Origin of the sequence: Geobacillus sp. TFV-3, from assembly GCF_009901865.1 — a bacterium.
Taxonomy (GTDB): Bacteria; Bacillota; Bacilli; order Bacillales; family Anoxybacillaceae; genus Geobacillus; species Geobacillus thermoleovorans_A.
Genome location: NZ_MPSP01000001.1, coordinates 1,593,885 through 1,616,585 on the forward strand (window position 1 = coordinate 1,593,885; position 22,701 = coordinate 1,616,585).

The 22,701-nt window shown below is 54.5% G+C and carries 20 protein-coding genes and 1 pseudogene; 17 read left to right on the top strand and 4 right to left on the bottom strand.

The window, feature by feature from the left end; genetic code table 11:
- Positions 1–81 precede the first annotated feature (81 nt).
- From BJQ97_RS08135 to BJQ97_RS08170, 8 genes are all read left to right on the top strand, one after another.
- The gene (locus tag BJQ97_RS08135; RefSeq protein ID WP_160156180.1) at positions 82–1,707 is read left to right on the top strand and encodes a spore germination protein; all 1,626 of its coding nucleotides are present in this window, start codon (positions 82–84) and stop codon (positions 1,705–1,707) included.
- Positions 1,704–2,912 (top strand): Ger(x)C family spore germination protein, encoded by a 1,209-nt coding sequence (locus BJQ97_RS08140; protein ID WP_160156181.1) that lies wholly within the window; start codon positions 1,704–1,706, stop codon positions 2,910–2,912. Before BJQ97_RS08135 ends, BJQ97_RS08140 begins: the two co-directional genes overlap by 4 nt.
- A 42-nt stretch (positions 2,913–2,954) precedes the next feature.
- Positions 2,955–4,058, top strand: a complete 1,104-nt coding sequence (locus BJQ97_RS08145; RefSeq protein ID WP_160156182.1) for a GerAB/ArcD/ProY family transporter — start codon at positions 2,955–2,957, stop codon at positions 4,056–4,058.
- A gap of 227 nt (positions 4,059–4,285) precedes the next feature.
- Positions 4,286–5,731 carry a SpoIIE family protein phosphatase gene (locus tag BJQ97_RS08150; RefSeq protein ID WP_160156183.1) on the top strand — a complete coding sequence of 482 codons (1,446 nt, stop codon included), beginning with the start codon at positions 4,286–4,288 and terminating at the stop codon, positions 5,729–5,731.
- A gap of 12 nt (positions 5,732–5,743) precedes the next feature.
- Positions 5,744–6,169: an ATP-binding protein gene (locus BJQ97_RS08155; protein ID WP_160156184.1), complete on the top strand. Its 426-nt coding sequence runs from the start codon at positions 5,744–5,746 to the stop codon at positions 6,167–6,169.
- Between the two features lie 93 nt (positions 6,170–6,262).
- Positions 6,263–6,682 (top strand): STAS domain-containing protein, encoded by a 420-nt coding sequence (locus tag BJQ97_RS08160; RefSeq protein ID WP_160156185.1) that lies wholly within the window; start codon positions 6,263–6,265, stop codon positions 6,680–6,682.
- A 414-nt stretch (positions 6,683–7,096) separates the two neighbouring features.
- The gene (locus tag BJQ97_RS08165) at positions 7,097–8,833 is read left to right on the top strand and encodes an ABC transporter ATP-binding protein (RefSeq protein ID WP_160156186.1); all 1,737 of its coding nucleotides are present in this window, start codon (positions 7,097–7,099) and stop codon (positions 8,831–8,833) included.
- The gene (locus tag BJQ97_RS08170; protein ID WP_160156187.1) at positions 8,817–10,622 is read left to right on the top strand and encodes an ABC transporter ATP-binding protein; all 1,806 of its coding nucleotides are present in this window, start codon (positions 8,817–8,819) and stop codon (positions 10,620–10,622) included. Before BJQ97_RS08165 ends, BJQ97_RS08170 begins: the two co-directional genes overlap by 17 nt.
- 158 nt (positions 10,623–10,780) lie before the next feature.
- Here the strand turns inward: BJQ97_RS08170 and BJQ97_RS08175 are convergent, their stop codons facing one another.
- From BJQ97_RS08175 to BJQ97_RS08185, 3 genes are all read right to left on the bottom strand, one after another.
- Positions 10,781–11,428 (bottom strand): MOSC domain-containing protein, encoded by a 648-nt coding sequence (locus BJQ97_RS08175; RefSeq protein ID WP_160157574.1) that lies wholly within the window; start codon positions 11,426–11,428, stop codon positions 10,781–10,783.
- Between the two features lie 5 nt (positions 11,429–11,433).
- Positions 11,434–12,438, bottom strand: a complete 1,005-nt coding sequence (locus tag BJQ97_RS08180; RefSeq protein ID WP_160156188.1) for an LLM class flavin-dependent oxidoreductase — start codon at positions 12,436–12,438, stop codon at positions 11,434–11,436.
- 248 nt (positions 12,439–12,686) lie between these two features.
- Entirely contained in the window at positions 12,687–13,673 is a 987-nt protein-coding gene (locus tag BJQ97_RS08185; protein WP_160156189.1) for a coiled-coil domain-containing protein, read from the bottom strand.
- A 139-nt stretch (positions 13,674–13,812) separates the two neighbouring features.
- On the opposite strand from BJQ97_RS08185, the gene BJQ97_RS08190 reads away from it, so the two are divergent.
- From BJQ97_RS08190 to BJQ97_RS08230, 9 genes and pseudogenes are all read left to right on the top strand, one after another.
- Entirely contained in the window at positions 13,813–14,376 is a 564-nt protein-coding gene (locus BJQ97_RS08190) for a thioredoxin family protein (RefSeq protein ID WP_160156190.1), read from the top strand.
- Between the two features lie 257 nt (positions 14,377–14,633).
- Positions 14,634–15,023 (top strand): gamma-glutamylcyclotransferase family protein, encoded by a 390-nt coding sequence (locus tag BJQ97_RS08195; protein WP_160156191.1) that lies wholly within the window; start codon positions 14,634–14,636, stop codon positions 15,021–15,023.
- A gap of 213 nt (positions 15,024–15,236) precedes the next feature.
- A complete protein-coding gene (gene glnA, locus BJQ97_RS08200) occupies positions 15,237–16,595 on the top strand; it encodes a type I glutamate--ammonia ligase (RefSeq protein ID WP_160156192.1) in 1,359 nt (452 codons plus the stop codon).
- 217 nt (positions 16,596–16,812) lie between these two features.
- Entirely contained in the window at positions 16,813–17,700 is an 888-nt protein-coding gene (locus BJQ97_RS08205) for a sulfite exporter TauE/SafE family protein (protein WP_044731312.1), read from the top strand.
- A 288-nt stretch (positions 17,701–17,988) separates the two neighbouring features.
- Positions 17,989–18,945 carry an MBL fold metallo-hydrolase gene (locus tag BJQ97_RS08210; RefSeq protein ID WP_160156193.1) on the top strand — a complete coding sequence of 319 codons (957 nt, stop codon included), beginning with the start codon at positions 17,989–17,991 and terminating at the stop codon, positions 18,943–18,945.
- Between the two features lie 225 nt (positions 18,946–19,170).
- A complete protein-coding gene (locus tag BJQ97_RS08215) occupies positions 19,171–19,434 on the top strand; it encodes a transporter suffix domain-containing protein (protein ID WP_160157575.1) in 264 nt (87 codons plus the stop codon).
- Positions 19,435–19,479: 45 nt separating this feature from the next.
- Positions 19,480–20,276, top strand: a pseudogene (locus tag BJQ97_RS08220) (SGNH/GDSL hydrolase family protein).
- Positions 20,273–21,187: an ABC transporter ATP-binding protein gene (locus tag BJQ97_RS08225; protein ID WP_160156194.1), complete on the top strand. Its 915-nt coding sequence runs from the start codon at positions 20,273–20,275 to the stop codon at positions 21,185–21,187. The pseudogene BJQ97_RS08220 and the gene BJQ97_RS08225 overlap by 4 nt, the downstream one beginning before the upstream one ends.
- The gene (locus BJQ97_RS08230; RefSeq protein ID WP_160156195.1) at positions 21,180–22,160 is read left to right on the top strand and encodes an ABC transporter permease; all 981 of its coding nucleotides are present in this window, start codon (positions 21,180–21,182) and stop codon (positions 22,158–22,160) included. The genes BJQ97_RS08225 and BJQ97_RS08230 overlap by 8 nt, the downstream gene beginning before the upstream one ends.
- 82 nt (positions 22,161–22,242) lie before the next feature.
- On the opposite strand, the gene BJQ97_RS08235 is transcribed toward BJQ97_RS08230, so the two are convergent.
- The gene (locus BJQ97_RS08235) at positions 22,243–22,698 is read right to left on the bottom strand and encodes a hypothetical protein (protein WP_160156196.1); all 456 of its coding nucleotides are present in this window, start codon (positions 22,696–22,698) and stop codon (positions 22,243–22,245) included.
- Positions 22,699–22,701: the final 3 nt, after the last annotated feature.

The window sequence follows — 22,701 nt, forward strand, 5'->3', positions numbered from 1 at the left end:
AAACGATGCACCGTCGCATACGTTTTTCGCCGCTTGTCTATAATGGAGAATAACATCATGCGGAGCAAGGAGGAGAGGGGCATGCTGTTTCAATGGGGGATGCGCCGCCAGCAAGGACGGATGAACGACAGCGTGCAGCAGGAAGGGCCGGACCATAGCGGCGAGGCGGCGGATGTCCCGCAAGAGCCGCTTTCTGCTGAACTGGCCGTTAATATTGACATCATTCGTCAAAAGACCGGAGAAAGCAACGATGTCGTCATCCGCCGTTTTGCGTTGGGCCAGGAATGGCAAATCAAGGCAGCCATTATTTTTGTCGACGGCCTTGTCGATGAGAAAAATGTGTACGAATTTGTACTGACTCCGTTGCTTCAAGCGTCGTTTCCGCTGGCGCTTGAGGAAAAAGAACGGTTTCAATGGATTGAGAAAAAGCTCGCCGCGGTCGGCGGCGTGAAACATATTTCTGACTGGGGGAAGCTCTTTTTTGAGCTGTTTTCCGGAGCGACGGTCATGCTCATTGACGGGGTGCCGTTTGCTGTCAGCGCAAGTACAAAAGGCGGGGAATATCGTTCGATTGAAGAGCCGCAAACACAAATCGCCGTCCGCGGTCCGCGCGAGGGATTTACGGAATCGTTGCGAACGAACACCGCGATGATCCGCCGCCGCATCAAAAATCCGAATCTTTGGCTCGAGACGATGCAAATCGGCACGGTGACGCAAACGGATGTCGCCATTATGTACATCAAAGGCATCGCCAATGACGAGATTGTCAAGGAGGTGAGGGTGCGCCTGCGCCGAATTCAAATCGACAGCGTGCTTGAATCGGGCTATATTGAACAATTAATTGAAGATCAAACATTCACAACGTTTCCGACGACATATCATACCGAACGCCCTGATATCGTCGCGGCCAACTTGCTCGAAGGGCGAGTGGCAGTGTTCGTGGAAGGGACGCCGTTTGTGTTATTGGCTCCCGCTGTGTTTATTCAATTTTTCCAGGCGGTGGAAGACTACTATGCCCGCTTTGATATCGCCACCGCCCTGCGCTTTTTGCGTGTATTGATTTTCTTTCTCTCACTTGTAGCCCCAGCGATTTATATCGCGGCGACGACATTCCATCAGGAAATGATCCCGACCCAGCTCGTCATCGCCATCGCCGCTCAGCGCGAGGCGGTGCCGTTTCCGGCATTCGTCGAAGCGCTCGTCATGGAAGTGACGTTTGAAATTTTGCGTGAAGCCGGCGTCCGCCTGCCGCGCGCCGTCGGTCAGGCGGTGTCGATCGTCGGCGCTTTGGTCATCGGCCAGGCGGCGGTTGAAGCTGGGTTCGTTTCCTCTGCGATGGTCATCGTCGTTTCGATCACGGCGATCGCCAGCTTTGCGACGCCGTCGTTTGCCATCGCCATTTCAGCCCGCCTCATCCGCTTTGGGCTGATGTTTTTGGCAGCCATGTTCGGGTTTTACGGCATCATGATGGGGTTGTTGGTCATGATTCTCCATTTATGCAGCTTGCGTTCGTTTGGGGTGCCGTACATGTCGCCGCTCGCCCCGTTTATTCCATCGAACGTGGGCGATACGTTGTTGCGCGTGCCGACGTGGATGTTTCGTGAGCGGCCGCGCCTCATCAACCAAAAAAACATCGTCCGACAGTCGGGCGAGCAAAAGACCGAGCCGCCGGCGCCATTGCGTCAAGAGAAGAGGGATGGATCGTGAAGCGGATTGTTGCTGCCTTCCTTCCTCTTTTGGTTTGTGCTGGGTTATTGTCAGGCTGTTGGAGCAAAAAAGAACTGACGGATTTAGCGTTTGTCATTGCTGTGGGGCTTGATAAAACGAAAGAAGGGAAGTATTTGGCTTCATTTCAAGTCGTCAACCCGGGCAACGTCGCCGGCGCGACGCAGCGCGGGGGAGGCGCGGCCGGCGTGCCGGTGTCCATTTATACATCAACCGGGGATACGTTGGTTGAAGCGAGTCGGAAAGCGTCGGAAAAGGTGTCGCGTCTCCTTTATTATGCGCATACAAACTTGGTCGTCATCGGTGAAGATGTGGCGCGCCAAGGGTTGGATGGGGTGTTTGACGCCCTGGAGCGCAACAACCAGTTTCGGACGACGGCGCACTTGGTCATCGCCCGCGGTCAATCGGCTAAAGATGTGCTTACTGTGCTGACGCCGGTTGACAAAATTTCTGCCAATCAAATTATTAAAACGTTGGAATTTTCGGAGATGGCTTGGGGGCAAACGATCAACACGGATGTTTGGCAGGCGATTCGCAGTTTGGCGTCTTCGGGGCGCGATCTTACCGTCACCGGTGTGACAATCGAGGGAAATCCGAAGCGCGGCAAACGGCAAACGAACGTTCAATCATCGGTGCCGGACGCACGCGTCCGTTTGGAGGGACTCGCGCTGTTTAAAAAAGGACGCCTTGTCGGCTGGGTGGACGGGCTACCGGCGCGGGGGGTTGTCTGGGTGCTCGATCGGATGAAGCAAACAAACATCACCATTCCGTGGAAGGGAAAACAAGAAGCCATTGGCTATCGAACGGTGCGCGGGAAAACGGACATCAAGGCGACGGTGAAACACGGTCGGCCGACGGTTTCCGTTCATATTCGGGCGGAAGGGGATGTGAGCGAAGCGCGCGTGCCGATTGATTTAGCGGATGCCGGCGTGCTGTTTCAATTGGAAAAAGACATTGAGCGCCATGTCAAAAACGAAGTGAAGCAGGCGATTGAAACTGCTCAGCGCGAGCGGACCGATATTTTTGGATTCGGCGACGCTGTTCACCGCGCCGATCCGCGCTTATGGAAGAAGATTGAGAAAGAATGGAACGACCGGTATTTTCCAAATCTTGACGTCACGGTGACTGTAGATATGTATATCCGCCGCACAGGTTTGCGGAACAAACCGTATGTAGAAGCAGAATGAGTTCAATGGGGAACATGGATGAGGCAAAGGCGGTGAGACCAGTTGGAACCGATCAAAATCAATGCGCGTCAACTGTTCGTCCTTGTCGTGTTGTTCGAACATGGAAGCGCTATCGTCATTCCGCTCGGAACGAGCGCCAAGCAAGATGTATGGATCGCTATTTTGCTTGGGCTGGTGCTCGGACTGCTTTTATTTGCTGTGTATGGGCGTTTGTTCCGCTACTATCCTGACCAGCCGCTGATCGTCTATATGCAGCACATCGTCGGGGCGCCGCTCGGCAAATTGTTAGGGATCATATATGTGACGTATTTTCTTTACATTGCCGCCCGCGTGCTGCGTGATTTTGGCGAGCTGTTGTTGACATTTGCCTATCCGGAAACGCCGCTGTTTGTGTTAAACGCCATTATGGCGCTGGTTGTCATGTACGGCGCCTATAAAGGTTTGGAAGTGTTGGCGCGCACCGGTGAGCTGTTTTTGCCGCTGCTTTATGTGTTGGCGCTGTTTGGATTTGTGCTCGTGTGTGTTTCGGGAATCATGGATGTCTTGCAGCTGCAGCCGTTGTTGGAAGAAGGATGGAATCGAGTGTGGAAAACCGTGTTCACAGAAACGTTGTATGTGCCGTTTGGTGAGATGATCGTGTTTACGATGTTGTTTCCGTATATGAACAATCCAGCGAAAGCAAGCAGGGTGGCCATCGCCGGCATGGTGCTCACTGGGGTGAACTTGGCGATCATTGCGGCGATTAATATGGCTGTTCTCGGACCGGATGCGGCGTCGCGTTCATCGTTTCCGCTGCTTGATATGATTCGCCGCGTGCAAGTCGCCCATTTTTTCGAGCGGCTTGATGTTTTTTTTATGATTGCGCTCATTATCGGCGGTTTTTTTAAAATCTCCATCTTTTTTTATGCCGGGGTCGTCGGGGCGGCCCAACTGTTTAGTGTCTCGAGGCATCAGCGAATTGTTTATCCGCTTGGATTGCTTGTCCTGTTTTTATCTGTTGCTATCGCCAACAACTATGCAGAGCACATTCACGAGGGGCTGAAAATCGTCACCTTTTACTTGCACATACCGCTGCAAATCATCATTCCGGTGCTCTTGCTTCTGATCGCGGCGATTCGCCGGCGGTTTGGTCAATCGGCAAAATAAGAAAAACGGACTAGAAGATTTATGCGGCAGCAAGCAGGAAAAACGACAAAAGAACACGAATACAACAATAACCTGTTCCTACGGGGAACAATGGGGCGAGAAGTGGTGCTGAACATGCAACCCGAAGGCGGGGTGGAAACAACCCGGCGCCGATGCGCGTTTTTGTTTCGGGAAGCCGGTGTCAGCTGAGGGTTATCGATTTGATTATAACGAAAAAGGGTTGAACGATGGTGAAGGCGAATGTACAGGCGATCGATCAGCTAGACGCGGAACAGTTGGGCAGCGGCATGGTGATTACCGACCGTCAACTTTCGATTGTTGCGGTCAGCGAGCCGACGCCAAGATGGCTCGGATTTGCCAAAAACGAATTAGTCGGGCGGCCGGTCGGCGTTCTGTTTTCAGCCGAATGGTCGGCCGCGTTGTTGGACGGCATCGCCGAGGCGGTAAAAAAGGACGGATGTTGGCAAGGAGAAGCGCGCCATGTGGCGAAAAGCGGGAAAGCATATACGAGCTGGTTGAACGTCTATCGGTTGTCAGGCAGCGAGGGAGAATGGCTCGTTTGGCATTTTGTTGAACAAACCGCTGTGCCTCCGGTTGATCGACCGACGCCGTCTGAGCTGCTCGAGGTCATTTACGATTCCGCCCCGTTTGCTGTTGTTCCGGTGGCGGCGGACGGAACCGTGCAAGATTGGGGGCTTAGTGCAGAGCGGCTGTTTGGGCGCCGAAAAGAAGAGGCGGTCGGCCGCCCGATATGGTCGCTCTTTCGTTGCGGCAGCCAAACATGGGTTCCGTTTTCTCCTAAAGAGCAGCGATGCGGCGAAGGGATGGTGCAACGCCGGGACGGCACGTCCGCCAATGTCGCTTATACGGTCATTCCTGTGCTTCAGGCGGATGGATATATCGTCCTTGTCGAAGACGAGACGAAGCAAAAGCAAAAAGAGGCGGAGCGGCGGCGCCAAGTCGAGCTGGCCAAAAAAATTCAACAACATTTGTTGACGCCGCTCATTCAAAACGAGGCGGTGACGATGGATGCTGTGTATATTCCGTCCGATGACCTGTCGGGCGATATTTACGCTTGCTATCAAATTGACTTATACCGCTACGGAGTGATCATCATCGATGTGATGGGGCACGGTATTTCGTCGGCCTTGGTGAGCATGTTGCTCCGTTCGCTTTTGCGCGGATTGATCGTGCGCGTCATCGATCCGGTTTCGGTGGCGAGCGAGCTGGAAAAGCATGTGCAAACGTTGTTTCCTGATGAGGCCAACGTCATCCGCCACCTATTTTCCATGATTTATTTAGTGATTGACACGAAAGAGCGGAAAATTGAATATACGAACGCCGGCCATCCGGCTGGGCTGCTCGTTTTTGACGACGGAAGCGTCCATGAGTTGGACAAAGGCGGTTTGGCCATCGGCAGCCCGTTTTCCTTGCCGTTTGAAAAAGGGGTGATTCATTACGACAAGCGGGCCCGCCTCCTTTTGTACACCGATGGCATTTTAGAAGAGATTGACCCGTCGATTTTGCAAAGCATTGAAAAAATTCGCTCATGCACGCAAATGTGCCGCCATTTGCCCGATAAACGCTTCCTCGAGCGTTTAATCAGCCAAGGCCCGCCGCTCGTCAGCCCTTCCGACGATATTTGCTTATTGTCCATCACCGTTCATGGATAGGCGGGACGATTTGTGGTGTGCGAATGGATCGTGCGCTGCCGGGCGAACGAGGAAGCGGTTTTGGTTTGCCATCTCCTTGCGGAGCAGGCTGCTTCGTTGTTTGCTGTTCGTGATGCGGAATTGTTTGTGTTGGCGGTGCATGAAGCGGTCGTCAATGCCATCAAAGCCGTTCAACGGGCGGGGATGGAGGCGGGGACGATTTCGCTATCCTTTTTCGTCACGAGCGCTGACGTGACCGTGGCGGTTGAGGATGAGGGCGGCGGCGTTCCGGCGGAAGTGATCGAACAGCTCGATCAAATGACGCTCTCTGATGTGTTGTTCGCCGAATCGGGACGAGGGTTGCTATTCATCCGAGAAATCATGGATGACGTTATGTGGGTTGAGCGGAAGGGCGGACGTCGGATGCTTGTCATGAAAATGAGTCGGAATGCAACGTAACTGGATTGGGTGCAATGATGCACCCGTGTGATCGGAACGAATGCGGGTGGTGGCCGAGGGCAGGGCATGGCTGGTCAACGATAGGGGGGTACAATGAAACAGCATCGGTTGTCGTTTGAATTGGAAATGGTTGTAGAACACGCATACGAATGCATCAAGCTAACTGGACGGCTCGCCTATGATACGCAGCTCGCGGCGGAACAAAAGCTGGCGACGGCGGTGGCTGCTGTCAAGCGCCGCCTTGTCGTTGTCGACGTGAGCGGCCTTCGATTTTTGGACAGTACGGGGCTTTCGCTCCTTGTCCGCTTTTTTAAGCAAATCGTCAGCGAAAGCCGCGCCATGGCCATCGTCGTCCGGGATAACGCCTCTATAGAAAAGATTTTGCTGATGGCCAAGCTCGACCGGCTGTTGCCGATCGTTGGCGATGAACAACAGCTGCTGTCCCTTGCACCGCCAAGCTCTTTCGGTCATATGAGCCAGGAGGCGCTTTATTCGGCATGGCGTCAGCGTTAGTCATAGACATGGCTCTCATGCCGAATCTTCCGGAAGGTTTCACATCTCGCTGGCCCAAAAGCGTGTCGTCTATTTTTCCAACTGCTGGAGGCAAGCCAAGGTGTGACGGAAGACTGAATACCCCCTGCTTCACAGACCTATGCATGGGCCTGGAAGCGGTGTTGTTCCGTCACCCGCCAGTCGGGCATCTCGATAGAAACGACTAAACAGACCAGTTGTTCCTCTATGGCCGCCAATGGCCCCCAAGCGACGAACATTCGCTTGGGGGTTTTTTTCTCTTGGCCGGGAGCATCTCCGCTTCTGCAAATGCATTCTCATTGTCAAATAAATATTTCGTGTTTAGAATAAAATTATACACAACGATGAACGGCGGCTGAGCGCCCCGATCGGAATGGAGAGGAGAGTGGCGCAGACATGGGGCGGGTGCTTATCTATTTGCGGCCATACTGGAAGTGGATGGCGTTAGCTTGGTTGTTGATGTTGATCGAGCTCATCATCGAGCTTTGGCAGCCGCTGTTGATGGGGAAAATCATCGACGAAGGCGTTATGAAACAGGATGTTGCGGCCATTTTCACGTGGGGAGCCGTGATGCTCGGGACGTCGCTGTTGGCGTTTGCCTCGGGCATTGCCAACTCATTTGCCGCCGCTTATGTCGGTCAGGAGTACGGATTTGCGCTTCGGACGGCGCTGTTTGCCAAAATCCAATCGTTTTCGCTCGCACGCGTTGAACAGTTGTCGCCGGCTTCGCTTGTCACCCGGATGACGAACGATGTGACGCAAGTGCAAAACATGTTGTTTATGAGCTTGCGCATCGCCTTGCGCGCGCCGCTTCTCGTTGTCTTTGGCGTCGCGATGGCGTTTGCCGTTCATGCGCGCCTAGCGTTCGTTTTGGCGGTGGCCGTTCCACTGTCCGCCGCTTTTTTATTGTGGGTTGTACAAAGGGCAGCGGCGTCCTTTTCCGCCGTCCAACGAGCGCTTGATCGCGTCAACGGGGTGATGCGCGAAAATTTGGCCGGCATGCGCCTCATCAAAGCGTGGATGAGAAACAAATATGAGCAAGAGCGATTTGCGGCGGCGAATGATGCGCTCATGGAGCGGACGATGGGCGTGCTTCGCCTCGTTGAAACGATCACCCCGATATTGCTGGTGGTGATGAACACCGCCATCATCGCGCTGTTGTTTTTCGGCCGCCTGGATGTTGAGTCCGGGACGGCGAGCGCCGGGCAAGTCGTCGCCGTCGTCAACTACGCGACGCGCGCGACGGCGGCGTTGTCGATGTTTACGTTTATTACGATGGCGTTTTCACGGGCGCGCGCCTCGGCCGCCCGAATCGCTGAACTGCTTGAGGTGCCGGAAGAGCGAAGCAGGGAGCACAGAGCCGATGGACCGATCGTCCGGCGCGGGGAAATTCGCTTTGAGCACGTTTCGTTCCGCTACCCGGACAGCAGGCACGATGCGCTCTCCGACATTTCGTTTGTCATTCACCCGCAAGAAACGGCGGCGATTTTAGGGGCGACTGGTTCCGGCAAATCGACGCTTCTTCAGCTCATCCCCCGGCTGTATGAACCAAGCGCCGGGCGAGTGTTGATCGGCGGCATCGACGTTCGTGAGTTTTCCGCGGAGAAGTTGCGGGCCTATGTTCGTTTTGTTCCGCAGGAAGTGCTGCTATTTTCCGGAACGGTCGCCGACAACCTCCGCTTCGGCAAGATGACCGCGACGATGGAAGAGATCGTGAAGGCGGCTTGTGATGCACAAATTCATGAAACGATCACTCGGTTTCCGGATGGATACGACGCGCTGATAAGTCAAAAGGGCGTCAATTTATCAGGCGGACAAAAGCAGCGGCTGTCGATCGCCCGCGCCTTGGTTGGGCAACCGCGCATTTTGCTTTTGGATGACAGCACAAGCGCGCTCGATGCAGAGACGGAAGCAAAGCTCCTCGCAGCGTTGCGGCGGTATGCGTGCACGACGGTGATGGTGACGCAAAAGGTGAGTACAGCGATGGCGGCGGATACGATTTTGCTTTTGGAAGACGGCCGCCTGATCGCGCAAGGAAGCCATGAACAACTGCTGGCGACAAGCGAACTGTATCGACGCATCGTCGCCACACAGGAAGGAAAGAAGGGATCGGTGGATGTCACTACGGCATAGCCCGCACGGAGCGCGTTTTGGCGCAAGTCCGCAGCGGGCGAAAAACAGCGTCGGCACTTTGCGGCGGCTTTGGGTGTTCATCGCTCCGCAAAAGCGAAAGTTGTTTGCGGCTATAGCCATGGTTGTCCTCAGCTCAGCGTTGGCGCTTGCTGGGCCGTACGTCATCGGCCGGGCGGTCGATGTGTACATTGTCGAGCGGAGGACGGGCGGTTTTTTAGCGACGCTCGTTTTGCTTCTTGCCATTTATATTGCCCTTGGCGCGGCGACGTTTTTGCAAAACTATTGGATGATCGATGTCGGCCAGCGGACGGTGCGCGGGATTCGCGAACAGCTGTTTCGCCATTTTCATGAGCTGCCAATTTCGTTCTTTGACCGCCGCCAGCAAGGGGAGCTGATGAGCCGGATTACCAATGACATCGACAACATGAGCCAGACGTTTAACAGCACCGTTGTGCAAGTCGTCTCGAGCACGCTCACGCTGATTGGCGCGATGGCGGTGATGCTTTCGCAAAGCGTTTTATTGACGATCGTCGCCCTTGTTGTCGTGCCGCTCATGTATGCCGGCATGCGCTGGATCACCAACCGGACGCGGGTGCGTTTCCGCGAGCAGCAGCGGGCGCTCGGAGAAATGAACGGCTTTATCGAGGAAGTCATTTCCGGACAGAAAGTCGTCAAGCTGTTTTCGCAAGAAAAGCGCATGGAGGCGGAATTGGCGCGCAAAAATACCGAGCTGAAACGCGCGGGCTTTTGGGCGCAGACGTATTCCGGCTTCATCCCGAAGCTGATGAACTTTTTAAACAATGTAAGCTTCGCCCTCATCGCCGGCGTCGGCGGGTGGCTGGCGGCCAAAGGAGCGATTTCGGTCGGCACGATCGTCGTGTTTGTCGAATACGCCCGCCAGTTTACCCGACCGCTTAATGACTTGGCCAATCAATGGAACACGTTGCTGTCGGCGTTGGCCGGCGCCGAACGGGTGTTGGAAATTTTGGATTTGCCGAAAGAAGAGGAAGATGAACGGGAAGCGGCGGACGTCGACAAGCTGGATGGGCGCATCGAGTTTCGCCAAGTCTTCTTTTCCTATGACAAACAGCGTCCGGCGCTCGATGGCGTCACGTTTTCTGTCGCCCCAGGGGAGACGGTCGCGCTTGTCGGCCCGACCGGAGCAGGCAAAACAACCGTGCTGCAGCTGTTGACCCGCTTTTACGACCCGGATCGTGGGGAGATTGGGATCGACGGCCGCGACAGCCGAACGATCAAGCGGGCGAGCTTGCGCCGCCATATGGCGTTTGTGCTTCAAGATCCGTTTTTGTTCACTGGAACGATTCGCGACAACATTCGCTACGGCAGGCTTGAGGCGACGGACGAAGAAGTCGAGGAGGCGGCGCGCCAGGCGAACGCTCACTCCTTTATTATGAAGCTGCCGGACGGCTATGACACCGTTTTGGCCCCAGGAGGCGGCGGAATCAGCCAAGGGCAGCGGCAGCTGTTGGCCATCGCTCGGGCGATGATCGCCGACCCGGCCATTTTGATTTTGGACGAAGCGACGAGCAACATCGATACGGTGACCGAAGTGCGCATTCAAGAAGCGCTCGCGCGGCTCATGAGCGGCCGGACGTGCTTGGTCATCGCCCACCGGTTGAACACGATTCAACATGCCGACCGCATCCTTGTGCTCAACGAAGGCAAGGTGATCGAACAAGGGACGCATGAAGAGCTGCTGGTTGCAAAAGGATTTTATTTCCAATTGTATCAGCACTATTGGTTGCGCAATGTGCATGTGGCCCGATGAGGAATGCGCCTGCGCGGCGACGTCGCTCTCCCGCTGAACCGAAAACGAGCGCCCCGATCGTTGAGCAAAGCCATGTTTCGCGAGGGTCGACGATCAGGCGCCTTTCTATCGCTATGTGAAACGCCGGCTTGTGTCGGGCTTGTCTTGCCAACATAGGCTTAAGGACGCGTTCGCTCGGCGAGACGCTTTTGAAACGCTTCGCGCCAGCTCGCTGATAAGGCGGGATGGCTGGCGATTTGCTTCATGGCAGCGGCATTGTCCCGCTCATAATAGTAAATGTGATTGATATAGGCGATCGACAGCGCCCCGGCTCCGCGCTCCATGAGAATAAGCGGCGCGCCCGGCTCGACGACTCCTTCTTGCAAGACACGGAAATAAAACCCGCTTTTTCCTGTCTGGCAGACGGCTTTCGGCAAATCGGGCAGCTGATGTTTGAAGGCCAATTTGGAGCATGGCTGGCGCGGCTGTGACACTTGTACGAGCGCTGTGCCGGCGGCATAAATGTCGCCAAGACATACATCGTCTTCCGTCAAACCGAGAAGCGTCCAGTTTTCGCCAAACGCCCCCGCCGTAAATGGGCGGCCGTATCGCTCTTCCCAATAGACGAAATGCTCGGACGGATAGGCGCAAATCGCTTTATCTTCTCCTCCGTGATGGACGAGGTCAGCTTGTCCATCTCCAGCCAAGTTTTGTTTGCCGACCGCAACGGGATGAGCGACCGGCGTTTTGTCAATGCCGGTTGTGATCCACTGGCCGCCGATGTGAATCGTTTTCGGCTTCCCAACATTAATGGAGAGAATCTGCATCGTGTTCACCCCCATACCGCCTCGGCGATGAGCCGGAAGCTCGCGAGTTTATCGTTGAAGTCGTATGTAATCGTCACGAGCATGATTTCCTCTGTTTCATACTTTTCGCTCAGCCGATACAGATCGTCTTTGACGCGCGACGGGCTGCCGACGATCATCCGCTTCCGGTTGTCTGCGACCCGTTTGCGTTCATACGGGCTGTATGGGTACGCAGCGGCTTTTTCTGGACTCGGTGTGCCGTTGAGTGCCATCCCTTGCTCGATCATGACTAGCGTCAAATCGAGGCTTCCAGCGATCCAGTCTGCTTTTTCGTCCGTTTCGGCGCAAATCGCAAATACAGCTACGAGCGTGCGCGGCTCGTTCAAATACGGCGATGGAGTGAAGCGGCCGCGGTACAGCTGCATGTACTCTTCGCCGCCTTCGCCATTAATAAATTGCGCGAAGGCGTACGGCAGACCTTTTTCCGCCGCCAGCTTCGCTGTTTCCGAACTGGAGCCGAGCAGCCAAACGTCCGGAGGCGATTGCACGATCGGCGTCGCCTTGACGCCATAAAGCGGGTGGACGGGCGGAAGCGTATCGTGCAAATAGCCGAGCAAGTCATCGATTTGTTGCGGATAGCGGTCAACTGGACGCGCTCGTCCGTCTTGGAGAGCCATCGTCGCCCGCGGCATGCCGCCAGGCGCGCGGCCGATGCCTAAGTCAATGCGGCCAGGGTGAAGGCCGGCCAATACGCGGAAGTTTTCCGCCACTTTGTAGGCGCTGTAGTGCGGCAGCATCACGCCGCCTGATCCGATGCGAATGCGTGACGTTTTCGCCCCAATGTGCCCGAGCAGCACTTCCGGGGACGAGCCGGCGAGGCTGTTCGTATCGTGATGTTCGGACACCCAAAACCGCTTGTAGCCAAGTTCTTCGACAAATTGAGCGAGACGGACCGTGTTTTCCAGCGCTTCTTCCGCGGTCGTGCCTTCGGGGATCGGCGATTGGTCAAGAACGCTGAGCTTTAGCGGCATGATCATTTTTCCTCCCTCTCGAAATGTTGATGTATCAAGGCTTTCTTTTCCTTGCGGTTGCATGCTCTCCCGCCTGCGCTCACGCGTGGAAGTGGGGGTCTTCTTGGCGCGAGATGATCAAAATGGTTAGTTCTTATTATGGGATGTTTCGTTTCTTGTTGTCCATTGATTTGCTTTTGTAAAAAACAGCCCGCCGTTTCAGGCGGCGGATTGCGGTGCGGTAGACGCCGAAAGATGGTGACAGCCTTCTACAAGCGGATCGGGTTTTTTGGTTCAGCGGCTTGGCGGTCGATTTTTTGGCTGCGCCCCCGACCGGAAAAGAACGAGGAAAACAGTTGTTTGACGCTGTCAACGATAAAGGAGCATCGTTCATACAGCGCTTCTTTTAAGCTATCGAGCTGGCGGGTCACTTTGTATTGCGCCGCCTCTTGCGCCTCAAGCCGCTCGATGACTGTCTGGTGAAAGACGTGCTGCAACTCGAGCTGTTCCACTAATTTTTGGTACAGTTTTTCTTGCCCCTCCAGGCGGGCGTCCATTCCTTCGGCTGTTTGTTCCCGTTCAGTCGATTGCCGCTCAAGCCGACGCATCGCTTCACTTTGCGCCGTCAACGCTTCGATGACGGCTTGGCGCGCTGTTTCTTCTTTTGCGAACTGCTCCTCCCATGCGCGCCGCTGTTCGTGCTCCATCTGCTCGTGAGCGTTGATCGATCGTTCAAGGCGGGCCAGCGTTTCGGCGAGCTCCGCTTGTTCTCGTTGTTCGGCAGCGAGCCATTGCTCGAGCCGGGCGAACGCTTCTGCCCATTGCTTGTTTTGCTCCGCCTGCAGGTTTTGCCCGGCATTAGAGGCTTTAATGAAGCGCGAAACGGTTTCAGTTAGTTCGCGATACAGCTCAGTTTGCTTGGTTTGGCTTGCCGCCACCATCCCCTTGAGGTCATCCAGCGCCTTGACGAGACGTCCGCTATGCTCGGCTTGTGCCGTTTGTCCGGCGGCAAGAGAACGTTCAAGCCGAGTCAAGGCATCGGCGATTTTCTCACGATCATCGGCTTGCTGCTTTCGTCCTTCCTCCTCCGCCAGCTTGAGGCGAAGGAACGCCTCGGTCAATTGTTCAAGCAGCTGAGTTTGCTCTTCAATCATTTGTTCCGTTTTTGCGCGTCGGTAATAAAACACCGAATGCGAGGGGGGAGGCGGAGTGGCACCGTACACGTGCGGGGTCATCTGTTTGTTCATGTAAATCAATGGGAAAAGCCTCCTTTCCATTCGTCTATGTGGCATCATATGCCGCTGCCGCTCGGTCGGTTTGGGCGGTTTATTTGTGGTGTTCCTCTCTCTTTTGGTATAATTAAAAAGAGAAAAAATGGAAGAAAGGGTGTTAGGTATGCCAGCTGTCGAATCGAATATGTTTCCGCTTGGCAAACAAGCGCCTCCGTTTGCCCTCACGAATGTCATCGATGGCAGCGTCGTTCGTCTTGAGGATGTGAAATCGGACGCAGCGACTGTCATTATGTTCATTTGCAACCATTGTCCGTTTGTCAAGCATGTGCAGCACGAACTTGTTCGCCTCGCAAACGATTATACGCCCAAAGGGGTGTCGTTTGTCGCCATCAACTCCAACGATGCTGAACAATATCCGGAAGATTCGCCGGAAAACATGAAAAAAGTGGCTAAAGAGCTTGGCTACCCGTTCCCATACTTGTATGACGAAACGCAAGAAGTGGCGAAAGCGTACGACGCCGCCTGCACCCCGGATTTTTATATTTTCGACCGCGAGCTGAAATGCGTCTACCGCGGCCAGCTTGATGATTCGCGGCCGAACAACGGCATCCCGGTGACCGGAGAATCAATCCGCGCCGCGCTGGACGCCTTGTTGGAGGGCCGTCCGGTGCCGGAAAAGCAAAAGCCGAGCATCGGCTGCAGCATTAAATGGAAGCCATCCGCGTAAACTGTTGCTTGACTTCTCATTATCGAACGGATATGATGAAGAAAGCGTCATTCGTTTGCTGCGGGATCATCGCAAGCCGTGCCGTTGCCGCTCATGGAGCTGGCGCGGCTTTTTCGTTGCCCGCTGTCCGCTTGACAAATTCACACTGGCGCCGCCGCGGAGCGGCAAGGATGGATGAGAGGCAGGGCTTCCATTGTTTTTGTTTTTTCTTCGAGTTTTCATAATAAATGTTATGTAAACAAAAGGAGAAAAGCGAGATGGCGGAAAGACGATATCGAGTGTTTGTGTATGGGACGTTGCTGACTGGCGAGGACAACCATCATGTCGTAGCTCCCTATGTTTGCGCCGTATGCCCAGGGAAGGTGAACGGTCGTTTGTACAGCGTTGGCCCGTACCCTGCGCTTGTGCTCGAAGACGAAGGGGAAGTGGAAGGGGAATGGCTGACGGTGACGGAGGAAGGGCTCAAGGCGATGGATGAGCTTGAAGACTACGCCGAAGGACGGGACGATAACGAATATGAGCGGATATGGGTCCGCGACGCCCGCCAATCGATCGAAGGGTACGTCTACGTTTACTTGCCGGAAAAAGCCGCCGGCCTGCCGATCATTTCGTCCGGCTCGTGGCGTCGGCGTGAGGAAAAAACGTAACATCCATAGCGGATAGAAAAAGCCAGCCGAGGAGACGAACGCCTCCTTGGCTGGCTTTTTCTTTGCATAAATATTCGTCATTTTGAAACCGTTTACAAAAATTCGTTATAAAAATACAGAAAAATTGATAAAAAAGGGTTGCCAAACGGGTTCTCTTTTTCTATAATAAAAGCATGTTAGGAAAATAAACGCGCGAATGTGAGGTAATGCAACATGTCGAAACCGTTCGTTTCCTCTACACAAACGGAGTTGTTGGAACAAATCAAAGAGAAGATCAAAGAAAAAAACGTTGAGCTTCTTCATTTGCAGTTTGTCGACATTGAAGGGATTTTAAAGCACGTGACCGTGACGGCTGAACAGCTTGATGATGTTGTCGAAGGGAAAATCATGTTTGATGGTTCGTCGATCAAAGGCTTCTCGCCGATCAACCGTTCCGACTTGTATTTGCTGCCGGATTTGAATACGTTTGCTGTTTTGCCGTGGACGGTCGAGGAAGGCTATGCGGAAGCGCGCTTTCTCTGCTCGGTGACCAATCCGGACGGCACGCTGTTTGAAGGCGACCCGCGCAACGTGCTGAAAAAAACGATCGAGCGGGCGGCGGAAAAAGGATATACGATCTCGGTCGGTCCGGAGCTGGAGTTTTTCCTGTTCAAAGCCGATGAAAACGGCAATCCGACGCTCGAGCTCCATGATGGCGGCGGTTATTTCGAACCGTCTCCGAAAGACTTGGGCGAGCGCGTTCGCCTTGAAATTTACCGCGCCTTAAAAGCGATGGGCTTTACGATTGAAGCGTCGCACCATGAAGTGGCGGAAGGTCAGCATGAGATCAACTTCAAATATGCCGATGCGCTCGGTGCGGCTGACAATGCGACGACGTACAAATGGGTCGTCAAAACGATTGCCAGCAAGTTCGGCCTCCATGCGACGTTTATGCCAAAACCGGTGTTTGGCATCAACGGTTCAGGCATGCATGTAAACATTTCCCTTTTCAAAGATGGGGAAAATGCGTTCTTTGATCCGAACGATGCGAACCAGTTGTCAGAAACAGCGTATCAATTCATCGCGGGCTTGCTGAAAAACGTGAAACACTTTGTTGCGGTCACCAACCCGCTTGTCAACTCGTACAAACGGCTTGTGCCAGGGTATGAGGCGCCTTGCTACATCGCCTGGTCCGCTTCGAACCGTTCGGCGCTCATCCGCATTCCGGCCAAACGCGGTGTCGCGACGCGCGTCGAGCTCCGTTGCCCGGACCCGTCGGCTAACCCGTACTTAGCGTATGCCATCATCGCGGCGGCTGGTTTGGACGGCGTTGAAAAAGGCTTAACCGCTCCTGCTCCGATTGACGAGGACATCTTCCATATGTCGGACGAACGTCGCGCCGAACTTGGCATTGACAACTTGCCGGAAAACTTGGGCGAGGCCATCGCTGCGTTGGAAAGCGGGGAAATCGGCCGCGCGACGCTTGGCGAGCACGTATTCAACGAATACGTGGCGATGAAAAAAGACGAATGGAACAGCTACCGCACGGCGGTTCATGCTTGGGAAGTCGAGCGGTATCAAGGGAAATTTTGAGCAAAAACAAGTTTCAACAAGGCGTCCTGTTTCGATATTCGGGGCGTCTTGTTTCTTTGTTTTTTTGGACGCCGAGCCGGTGGCCGTTTGCGATGTCATGGGTGTAATGAAAAAATGATAGTATTTTTTATTTTTTTAAATTCATAGTTGACATCTATGAATAATGAGATTTAAATTATAAGTAACGTGTTCAACCATTGCAAACGGAGGGAAACCAATGAAAAAACTGATCGTTTTTGTGTTTGTAGGATTTATTGCCCAGCTGATTGACGGCTCACTTGGGATGGCGTATGGCGTCACGTCGTCGACGCTGCTCTTGACGTTCGGCATCGCGCCGGCTGTCGCCTCAGCATCCGTTCATTTGGCGGAAGTCGTGACGACCGCAGCGTCTGGAGCGTCCCATTGGAAGTTCGGCAACGTCGACCGCGGAATGGTGCTGAAGCTTATCATTCCCGGTTCGGTTGGGGCGTTTGTCGGAGCGTGCTTTTTAAGCAACTTGCCGGGGGATTTGATCAAGCCGTACGTGTCGCTGTTTTTGCTGGCGCTTGGCCTTTACATCATGTATCGATTCTTATTTTTAAATGGCCGCGCGCCGTCGGCGCCGGAGAAACGGTGGTCTAATAAGCAGCTCGTCCCGCTCGGATTGGCGGCCGGTTTCCTTGATGCGACCGGCGGTGGGGGATGGGGGCCGATTGCGACGCCGGTGTTGTTGGCCAATAAAAGTATGGAAGCGCGCAAGGTGGTCGGCACAGTCGATACGTCCGAATTTGCCGTCGCGCTGTCGGCGACGCTAGGATTCGTCATTTCGCTTGGTTGGGAGCAAGTGAATTGGTACTGGGTGCTGACGCTCATGGCTGGCGGGGTCATCGCTGCGCCGATCGCTGCTTGGCTTGTCCGCAAACTGCCGTCCCATTTGCTTGGGGTATTGGTCGGCGGGTTGATTATTTTGACGAACGTCCGCACGCTCCTGCACGCTTGGGAGGCGCCTGCGCCGGTGTATCCGACCGTTTATGGCCTTATCGTCATCGGCTGGGCCGCGGCGGTATGGCTGGCGATCCGAAACGGACGGAAAGAGAAAGCGGCTGGCGGCGAGTTGGTGTCGTAAGCATTGGAGGGTGCTTGGCAAACGACGGTGTCTTTCCGTTGGCGGCAGCGTTGGATGCGAGCGGGTCGAGCATCAGGCAGCTTGTTCGTGTTGCGGAGGGCAACGGTCGACAGCGCCTGTCTTCAAAAATAGCGCGCGGAGCAGTTGTTGCCCCGTTGCCGACAGTTGAAAACGAGAAGGCAGCTCTTGCCCTCTAGGCAGGGGCTGCTTTTTTATCAGCCTCTGTAGCGGGAATCGAGTTTCTATGTTAAAATATTCTGCATCATCAACCAAAAGGGGAGAGGGAACATGGCACAGCCGCTTGATCTCGGCCGCCGCATTTCACTCATCGATTTGTATGATTTGCGCATGCCGCAGCGCACCGGTACATACGTGCTTCACGAAGAGAACTTGGCGATCGTGGAAACAGGGCCAAGCCCGTCGGTGCCGCATTTGCTTGCTGGATTGAAAGCGCTTCATATCGATCCGGCGGAGATTCGCTATATCATCGTCACCCATATTCATTTGGACCATGCGGGCGGCGTTGGGTTGCTTCTTCAGCATTGCCCGAACGCAATGGTTGTCGTCCATCCGAAAGGGAAACGGCATTTGGCTGATCCATCGCGCCTTATCGCTGGAGCGAAGGCAGTGTACGGCGCGCAGTTTGAGTCGCTCTTTGATCCAATTCTTCCGGTGCCAGAAGAGCGATTGATCGTGAAAGAGGACGGAGAAACGTTGGAGTTGAGTGCGGAGCGAACGCTTGTGTTTTATGATACCCCGGGGCATGCGAACCATCACGTTTCGATTTACGATTCGTACAGCCGCGGTGTGTTCACCGGCGATACGATCGGTGTTTTTTATCCGCAGCTGCAAGAAGCGGGGCTTGCGTTTTGCCTGCCTTCAACATCTCCGAACCAATTTGATCCCGAGGCAATGGAGCAGTCGGCGGCAAGACTTGAGAAGCTGAGGCCGGAACGCATTTATTTTGGCCATTTTGGCATGCTCGATGACCCGCAGGAGGCGTTCCGCCAGCTTCGCCTTTGGCTGCCGAAGTTCGTGGCGGCGGGAAAAGAAGCGGTCGACCGTCATCCGGAAGCGCCGGCTGCCGAGCAGGCGAAAATCGCCGCGCAAATGTTGCGCAACGATATCACGGCGTTTCTCAATGAGCATGGCGCTCCATCTTCGTCGTCCGTGCATGCGGCGATCGAGCTTGATTTGCAAGTGTGCGCGATGGGGTTGATCGATTATTGGCAGAAACAACAGTGATCATTCGATTGGCCTGGCCGATTCGGCTGGGTTTCTTTTTTGACGGGAAAGCGAAGATTGGAAAAACGGGAAAAACTGTTTTTGTGTATGTTCGGTTTTTAGGCGGATCGTTTCGTGAAATCACGATATATATGTTAGAGTGGAAATAAGCGATCGTGATTCCTGTTGGAAAGAGCGTCAATGAGCAAGGGGGGGAATGGAAGCGTGAAACAGAGGCGGTCAGTCATGCATCGCATCGGCATCGTGCTCATCATCGCATCCTTCGTTGTTTGGCTGATCCCTCCCATTGCCCCTTTTCTGCCGTTTTCGGCCGCGGTCAAAGCTTTGATCATTACGGTTGTCATTGTGACAGCGGAAATCATGTTTTGGCTCGGGGCGCTGTTGGTCGGAAAAGAAGCGGCGGCGAAGCTAAAGAGGCATTGGAACCCGAAGCATTGGCGAATAAAACGGCAGCTGTCGGATCAAACCAATGGTGGAGAAGAATGCTAAGATGGATCGCGAGAGATGACAACGATGAAGAAATGAGGTGGTTGCATGCGGCGGAGCACAGTTGCGCTTCTCATAGCCGTTGCCGCCCTGTCCGGAGTGCTTTGGCTTGGCGGCCTGGCATTGGCGGTGCAAGACCAGTTTTTTTCAGCGGCCAAGCCGCCGACGAAAGAACAACGGACGCCGACGGCTGAAACAAGGCAACATGACGAGAAAATAGATATTGTTGCTCTTGGCGATTCGTTGACAAGAGGAACAGGTGATGAAAGCGGAAAAGGGTATGTCGGCTATATGGTCGATGAGCTTCGCCGGCAAACAGATCAACCAATCCGTGTGACGAATTTGGCGGTTCGCGGCCTTCGTTCCGACGGACTGCTTCGCCAGCTTGGCGAGCCTGAGATTCAACGGCAAGTCGCGATGGCGGATCTGATCGTGATGACCATTGGCGGCAACGATTTGTTTCAAGGGGGGAAGCGCTTCGATTGAACATGAAACAGCTCGATGAGGCGAAGCGCCGGTATGTGGCGAACCTCGACCGCATTTTCGCCGCGCTGCGCCGCTTCAACAGCGAGGCGGTCATTTTTGCGATCGGTTTGTACAACCCGTTCAGCGATTTAGACGATGCCAAACGGACGTCGGCGGTTGTGCGCGATTGGAATTTTGCATCAGCGGAAGTGGCGGCCCGCTATCCCAACATTGTCGCGGTGCCGACGTTTGATTTGTTTGCCCTCCATGTCAACGACTATTTGTACAGCGACCACTTCCATCCGAATGAAGAAGGATATAAGCGGATTGGCGAGCGCGTCGCCTCGCTCATCACGTTGACGGAGGAGGACAAGCGATGACCAAACGGGTGACGTTGACGGTCAAAGAGCTGCGAAAAACGATTCGCGGCAAGGAAATGATTAAAGGCATTTCGTTTGAGCTGCATGAGGGGGAAGTGTTCGGCTTTTTAGGGCCGAACGGCGCGGGAAAAACGACGACGATCCGCATGCTCGTCGGGCTCATTCGGCCGACGTCGGGGACGGTGGCGATTTGCGGGTATGATCTTCACCGCCAGTTTACCGACGCGATCCGCCAGGTTGGATGCATCGTCGAAAACCCAGAAATGTATCCGTATTTAACAGGATGGGAAAACCTTGAACATTTCGCCCGCATGATGCCGGGAATCGGGGAAGATCGAATCATGGAAGTGGCGAAGCTCGTCGGCCTTGAACAGCGCATTCATGACCGGGTGGGCACGTATTCGCTCGGCATGCGGCAGCGGCTCGGCATCGCTCAGGCGCTGCTTGGAAAGCCGAAGGTGCTCATTTTGGACGAACCGACGAATGGCCTTGACCCGGCCGGCATTCGCGAGATGCGCGCCTTCATCCGCTTTTTGGCGGAAACGGAAGGGTTGAGCGTCCTTGTTTCATCGCATTTGTTAAGTGAAATTCAATTGATGTGCGACCGCGTCGCCATTATGGCGAAAGGGCGGCTCTTGGCCGTGGACACGGTTGAGCGGCTGTTAAACCAACAGGCGCGCGTCGTCTGGAAAGCTGCTCCGATCGATCGGGCGCGGGCGCTCTTGGCTGAGGAAACCGAGGTGCTGCGCGCCGATGAAGAGACGATTGTCACGCTATATGAGCCGTCGAGACTGGCCGCTTGGAACGCCAAACTTGTCCAAGCCGGCGTCTCGGTTTCGGAAATTGAACCGCGGCTGCCGACGCTCGAAGACTTGTTTATCGAGCTGACAGGGGGCGAAACGATTGAGTAAGCTCGTGTATAATGAAATGTTGAAAATCGTCCGCAAAAAGCGGCTATGGGTGATCGCCGCCATCATTGCGGTGCTCGTCGCCTTGTTTACATACGCCCAATACCGCGAGACGGAAGAGATGAAAAAACGGCTTGGCACGACCGACTGGCGTACGCAGCTGCAGCAGCAAATCGTCGATTTGCAAAACCGCTTGCAGTCGCCGAGCATGTCTGAGGAATGGCGGAAATATTTGCAAATCCGCCTCAAGCAGCAGCAGTACTACTTAGAACACAACATTAACCCGTCTGCCCCAGGGGCGCCGACGTTTATGCGTACGTTTATCGAAAACGCCATCGACTTGTTTTTGCCGCTTTTAGTGATGGTGGTGGCGGCCGATTTAGTGTCGTCCGAGGCAAGCGCTGGAACGATCAAGCTGCTTCTCGTTCGGCCGGTGAAGCGGTGGAAAATTTTGTTGAGCAAATATATCGCGTTGCTCCTGTCGGTGTCGCTCATTATGCTGATGGCGGCGGTGCTGTCGTATGCCATCTCCGGACTCGTGTTTGGGTATGGCGGCTTCCGTCTGCCGTTGTTGACCGGATTTGTCCAGCAAGGAGAGGATCTCAATACAGCGAATGTCCACATGATTCCGCAATGGAAATACATTTTGATCGAGCTTGGGCTGGCAGCGTTTGTGGGCGTTGTCGTCGGCACACTGACGTTTATGTTTTCCGTGTTGCTTAGGAGCACGGCGGCGGTGATGGGCATCATGCTGGCAGCATTGATTTCTGGCGCGATTTTGTCGAACATGGTGTCGTCATGGCATTCGGCGAAATATTTGTTTATGGTCAATTTGCGGCTGACGGATTACATAAGAGGAGCGGCTCCGCCGATTGAGGGGATGACTCTTGGCTTTTCAATGGCCGTGCTGGCTGTCTGGGGGCTTGCAGGGCTTCTTGTCGCCTTTTTTGTCTTTATGCGGCGAGACGTCTATTGAAAACGGCAGAGCGGCGAAAACCCGAGGGGGTGTTCCCTCGGGTTTTTCAGTGAAAGGGAATGGGTGGCCATTATCTGTTCGGCTACTTGTCGTGAACGCCGGCGAGTCCAAGCGCGTGATGGCTCCACAGCAGCTGCTCCACGGCTGGCCATTGCTGTTCATCGCAACGGATGAGAAGCACGATATCAGCACCTGTGCGGCTTTGACGGTGCGTGGATTTTCGGTTTACCCACCATTTGATCAAAATGCCGATTCCGATGCCTGAAACCGCCCCGATAATCCCCCAAATGATCGGACCCCATGCCAACACATAGCCGTAAATCGCCCCTAGCAGCATCAAGCACGTTCCTAAAATCGCCGCCAAGTCAAGGAAGCTGAACCCGTTGGCGTGATGGAGCGTATCAAGCAGGCGCGGCGGCTCAGCGCAGCGGTTGAGCGGGACTGCAAAAATCTGATGTTCCGCAATCCCTTTTTCTTGAAGCGCTGAAATCGCCAGTTCAACGAATAGGTGGCTCTCGAAAGTAGCAATGACAATCATGAA

What these genes read in the sequence shown, in the direction of transcription:
- glnA (WP_160156192.1), top strand. Translation starts at nt 15,237, where the DNA reads ATGTCGAAACCGTTCGTTTCCTCTACACAAACGGAGTTGTTGGAACAA.
- BJQ97_RS08135 (WP_160156180.1), top strand. Translation starts at nt 82, where the DNA reads ATGCTGTTTCAATGGGGGATGCGCCGCCAGCAAGGACGGATGAACGAC.
- BJQ97_RS08225 (WP_160156194.1), top strand. Translation starts at nt 20,273, where the DNA reads ATGACCAAACGGGTGACGTTGACGGTCAAAGAGCTGCGAAAAACGATT.
- BJQ97_RS08210 (WP_160156193.1), top strand. Translation starts at nt 17,989, where the DNA reads ATGGCACAGCCGCTTGATCTCGGCCGCCGCATTTCACTCATCGATTTG.
- BJQ97_RS08165 (WP_160156186.1), top strand. Translation starts at nt 7,097, where the DNA reads ATGGGGCGGGTGCTTATCTATTTGCGGCCATACTGGAAGTGGATGGCG.
- BJQ97_RS08175 (WP_160157574.1), bottom strand. Translation starts at nt 11,428, where the DNA reads ATGCAGATTCTCTCCATTAATGTTGGGAAGCCGAAAACGATTCACATC.
- BJQ97_RS08235 (WP_160156196.1), bottom strand. Translation starts at nt 22,698, where the DNA reads ATGATTGTCATTGCTACTTTCGAGAGCCACCTATTCGTTGAACTGGCG.
- BJQ97_RS08160 (WP_160156185.1), top strand. Translation starts at nt 6,263, where the DNA reads ATGAAACAGCATCGGTTGTCGTTTGAATTGGAAATGGTTGTAGAACAC.
- BJQ97_RS08190 (WP_160156190.1), top strand. Translation starts at nt 13,813, where the DNA reads ATGCCAGCTGTCGAATCGAATATGTTTCCGCTTGGCAAACAAGCGCCT.
- BJQ97_RS08180 (WP_160156188.1), bottom strand. Translation starts at nt 12,438, where the DNA reads ATGCCGCTAAAGCTCAGCGTTCTTGACCAATCGCCGATCCCCGAAGGC.
- BJQ97_RS08195 (WP_160156191.1), top strand. Translation starts at nt 14,634, where the DNA reads ATGGCGGAAAGACGATATCGAGTGTTTGTGTATGGGACGTTGCTGACT.
- BJQ97_RS08205 (WP_044731312.1), top strand. Translation starts at nt 16,813, where the DNA reads ATGAAAAAACTGATCGTTTTTGTGTTTGTAGGATTTATTGCCCAGCTG.
- BJQ97_RS08170 (WP_160156187.1), top strand. Translation starts at nt 8,817, where the DNA reads ATGTCACTACGGCATAGCCCGCACGGAGCGCGTTTTGGCGCAAGTCCG.
- BJQ97_RS08215 (WP_160157575.1), top strand. Translation starts at nt 19,171, where the DNA reads ATGCATCGCATCGGCATCGTGCTCATCATCGCATCCTTCGTTGTTTGG.
- BJQ97_RS08150 (WP_160156183.1), top strand. Translation starts at nt 4,286, where the DNA reads ATGGTGAAGGCGAATGTACAGGCGATCGATCAGCTAGACGCGGAACAG.